Here is a 3919-nt window from a genome sequence, read left to right on the forward strand (position 1 = left end):
CGCGTCCCGTCGCCCTGCTCTTGCTCAAGCAGGCGGACGAGCGTGGGGTCGATGCGAGAGCGATGCGGGCGATAGAGCGCGACGAAGTCGTCTTCCGTCAGCGGGGCATAGAGAAAATTGTCGGCAAAGCTGGCCGTGACGAGGCCGTGGAGGCGACGGAGCTCCGCCTCGAAGCAGTCGAGGTTGAGAGCGCGGATCCGCACATCGTTGCGGGGCGGGTTGGACGGAGACGGCGCATGGCCCTCGTCGAAATCCGCCCCAATCGCCGAGACGTAGCGGGCGAGCGGCGCGAACCCGGCGTCCCGAAAGTGCTCGGGGTATTCGGGGGGGTGCCAGGGCTCCAGCACGAACGGCGGGCGGTCGCCCCGCTCCGTGACGAACCGGTAGGGCTCCCACGTGGCCCCGTCCATCGGCCCGATCGCGCAGGTACATCCCTCGTCCGCCAGCCGTCGACAGGCCCGATCGAGCACCGCCCGGCCCGCATCCGCTGTGGCCGCCGCGTAGTGCCCCACGAGCCCGACCGTCTCGTCTCCGTAACCCGGCGTGTCGGCCCACCACACGCTGCACCGCGCCGCACACCCGGCCCCGTCGTCCGGGACCGCCAGGTGCAGGTCGGGTGCCTGGCGCGCAAGGGTCTCCGGGTCGAGGGTCGATGCGCTCGGCGGGCCGTCGAGTGAAGCAATGGCTGCTGGATCAGTGAGGGAAGTGATGTTCGACATGATAGACGGCGTCTTTACTGAAATGGGTGTTGCTTTCCGAAGACGTATTGCGTGGTGCGTATTGCGTAATTGTGCACTGCCAGGTGTAGACCTCCGCCGCCGGTCGGTACGAAATACGCAATACGAAATACATCACGACGCTTCGATGATTAGGAGGACGAGGACGCTCAGCGCCGACGTCCCCACCACCAGTGCCACCCGGGTCAGGTGCAGGAGGAAGGCATTCGGTTGATCGCGGAAGACCGGGGCGTACGCGTAGAAGATCGTGGCCGTGAGGCCCACCGCTACCACCAGCCCCACCCCGAACGGCGCCATCAGCGGAAGATTCATCCCGTCCACGAGCCACAGGAGCGGAACGAAGGGCAGTGCGCTGCGGAGGGTGCTTCCCAGGAGAAACGGAATGTCGGTGCGGGAGAAGCCGTGGGCGGTGCCCTCGTAAAACGCCTCCGTATGCTCGATCCCGATGGCCGCCACGAACGCGGCGTAGGCAACGGTATACGGGTACAGAAGCGAGGGCACATCGACGGCCACCCCCAGGAAGAGCCAGCCCAGCCCCACGGCCGCCACGCCCAGCACATTGTGCACGCGGTGGCCATGAGGCTTTTTTCGCTGGGCGGCGGGCCAGAGGAGCGTGTAGCCAAAGTACAGGAGCGCGGGCGCCGCCAGCCACGACAGGCCGCCAATCGACCACGTCACGTAGCCCACGAGGGCCGCCATGAAGGAGGCGCTCCCGTTGAGGGTGGACCGCCGGTACCACAGAAACGGAATGCTGAACAGGATCGCGATGCCGACGAGGCGGAGGAGGAGTGCCTCCGCGCCCATCGCCATGTGCGACGTGAGGAGCACGTACCCGCCGACCGGCACAAACAGGTTGTCGAGCCCGCGCCACGAGATTGCTTCGAGCGAGGTCACAAGCAGCCCCACGATTGTCGCAATGAGCACCGTCTCCGCCCGTCCTGTGTCGGTGGCCAACAGGAGAGGGACGTGCACGCAGAAGAACGCCACGAGGAAGAACCCCGCCGATCCTTCGCCGCTCTTGATGCCGTCGTCGGTGGTGTAAAGGACTTTGCCATGGCGGAGCCCGATGGCCGCGGCTGCTGGATCGGCCAGCCCCAGCAGCAGGATCGGCACGCAGAAGAGCACGGGATCGCCTTCCGAAAGCACGAACAGAAGCCCGATGGCGATGGGAAAGCAGAGCTCGCCGTACGAGGCTCGATCGACGCCGTGGAGCGCCTGTCCCATCGCCTCGTGGAGCGTCTCGGAGGCCCGAAGGCCGACCATCAGCACAAGGGCGAGCGACGAAAGGAGGACGACCGGCCAGACCGCATCGAACACCCAGGGAAAGGTGAGCGTGACGCCGCCCATCACGATGTGCACGATTTTTCGGGTCCACTCCGGATCGACCTCGGCCGCCCTCCGGTAGCGCCGCAGCCCGGCCAGCAGCGCGGCCAACGCAGCAAGAATGGTCGGAATGCCGAGCCAGGGGGAGAGCATTGGTGATTGGTCGCTATTTTCGAAATATCCGAGTCTCCTGGTCGAGGCTGCCTCCTCTTCAACTCATCGCGTGTGAGCGGTTGGCAACAGTGTGCGGCAACAGTGTAAAGTTGAGCAGTCGACCTGAGGTCTGGCAAGCCACTCTGACTGGGAGACCCGTGGCCTCGAAGAAAACGGCGTCTCGGACGGAGCGAAGGACGCAACGACCGAAATCATCGGGGTCTAAGCGAGCGTGCGAGTGAGTTTCGATGATTTCCAGAGCCTCGTCAGCCGTTTTCTTCACAGCCTTGACCTTTTCGTCCATTTTGGGTCAAGCCAAAATGGGCATCCCAAATGGATGATAGAGCAAACCTTTTTGTCCCTGCGGGCCAGCCAAACGGATTGAGAGAGCAAATGGAAGTAGCTCTGGAATAACTTTTACAGAGTGAGAAGCAATCGTATACCCCCAACACTCCCATACCTCAACAACCGGACATAATCATGTAGCAACATCCTCGAGAACGAAGTCGCCGTAGAAGAAGGCGCGGTCCTGCGCGTGGAGCTCATCGGCCCGCTCCGGCCGGGGCACCAGCCGATCCGCCATCGACTCTGGCCGCGACCGCGGAACGAACAGGTTCCAGTACGCCAGCCGTCCGCCCGGTCGCCCCACCCGGACCAGCTGATCAAGCATCGCGTGGTAGTCCGGCGTGGAGACGTACTCGAACACGTCGCTCAGGTTAAAGCGGTCGATCGTGTTGGCGTCCTGCCGCTCCAGGTAGTCCTCCAGCGAGGCGTGGACCCAGGTGAGCCGATCGAGGCGGGCGCGGATCGTCTCGAAGTGCTCGCGGCGTAGGGCCAGGGGACGCGCGGTCCGGTGGCGTCCCGTCAGGATCCACTGCAGGTACGGGTTGTCGGACGGATCGAGCTCAGTGAAGGCATAGCGGGCCCGGCCGAGAAGCCGGTCGGCGACACGGCCCTCCACATGCTCAAAAAAGTCGGGCTCGCGGCCCAGTCGGCTCATGACGAAGCGCGAAAAGAACACGCGGAAGACGAGTCGCCACCGCCAGTGGGCCCACGTCTCGTCGTAGAAGCGCCGCCGCTCGTCCGGGTCGCCCCCCTCCAGAAGTCGCCGGATCCGCTCGTCGGACTGGATCCACGGAAGCACCCACCGGCGGAAGATCCGGAAATACTGCTCGAACTGCCCGACCGTCCCAATGCCACGTTCGACGAGCTCGGGATGCGCGTCCCAGAAGCGACGCGGCGTCTCGTCTAGTGCGGATCGGCACCGGCCGTAGAGCGCGGCGCGCCGGTCACTGGGACGAGAGCCGATCAATTCGAGCAGTTCGTGATGCTCCAGTTTCCGGTACGCCGCCACGCGCAGCGCCAGGCACGCCAGCTGTGCGGGACTCATGTCGATGGCCACCACCCGCTCCGGATCGCGCGTCAGCAGCGCCAGCGCGTTGTCGCCCGCCGAGGCGATGGAGAGGCACGTGTCACCGGGCTGCACGTCGAGCCCTTCTACCAGCACGTCGGCGTCCTCCCAGCACTGCGCGTACCGAATGCCGTCGGCACTCGGCAGGGACGCATCGCGGGTGTCGTCGATAGGGTCGGTCGTTTCTGTCTCATTCATGACTGATGTCGCTGGATCAGTTGGGGAGCGGGCCGGCTGCATTTTGAACTGCAGTTTCCACCGAGGAAAATCCGAGCCGAGCGTCGCATGCGAAACC

The 3919-nt window shown here is 64.8% G+C and carries 2 protein-coding genes and 1 pseudogene; all 3 read right to left on the reverse strand.

What is annotated here, in order from left to right; translation table 11 throughout:
* Positions 1-719, reverse strand: a pseudogene (locus V5A20_RS13485) (hypothetical protein); the annotation flags it as partial.
* Between the two features lie 132 nt (positions 720-851).
* Positions 852-2213 (reverse strand): hypothetical protein, encoded by a 1362-nt coding sequence (locus V5A20_RS13490; RefSeq protein WP_332317047.1) that lies wholly within the window; start codon positions 2211-2213, stop codon positions 852-854.
* A gap of 478 nt (positions 2214-2691) precedes the next feature.
* Entirely contained in the window at positions 2692-3822 is a 1131-nt protein-coding gene (locus V5A20_RS13495; RefSeq protein ID WP_332327578.1) for a DUF3419 family protein, read from the reverse strand.
* Positions 3823-3919: the final 97 nt, after the last annotated feature.

Origin of the sequence: Salinibacter sp. (assembly GCF_036626415.1) — a bacterium.
Taxonomy (GTDB): Bacteria; Bacteroidota; Rhodothermia; order Rhodothermales; family Salinibacteraceae; genus Salinibacter.

Excerpts from the sequence above, each read along its gene's own strand:
- V5A20_RS13490 (WP_332317047.1), bottom strand. The coding sequence starts at position 2,213 with ATGCTCTCCCCCTGGCTCGGCATTCCGACCATTCTTGCTGCGTTGGCC.
- V5A20_RS13495 (WP_332327578.1), bottom strand. The coding sequence starts at position 3,822 with ATGAATGAGACAGAAACGACCGACCCTATCGACGACACCCGCGATGCG.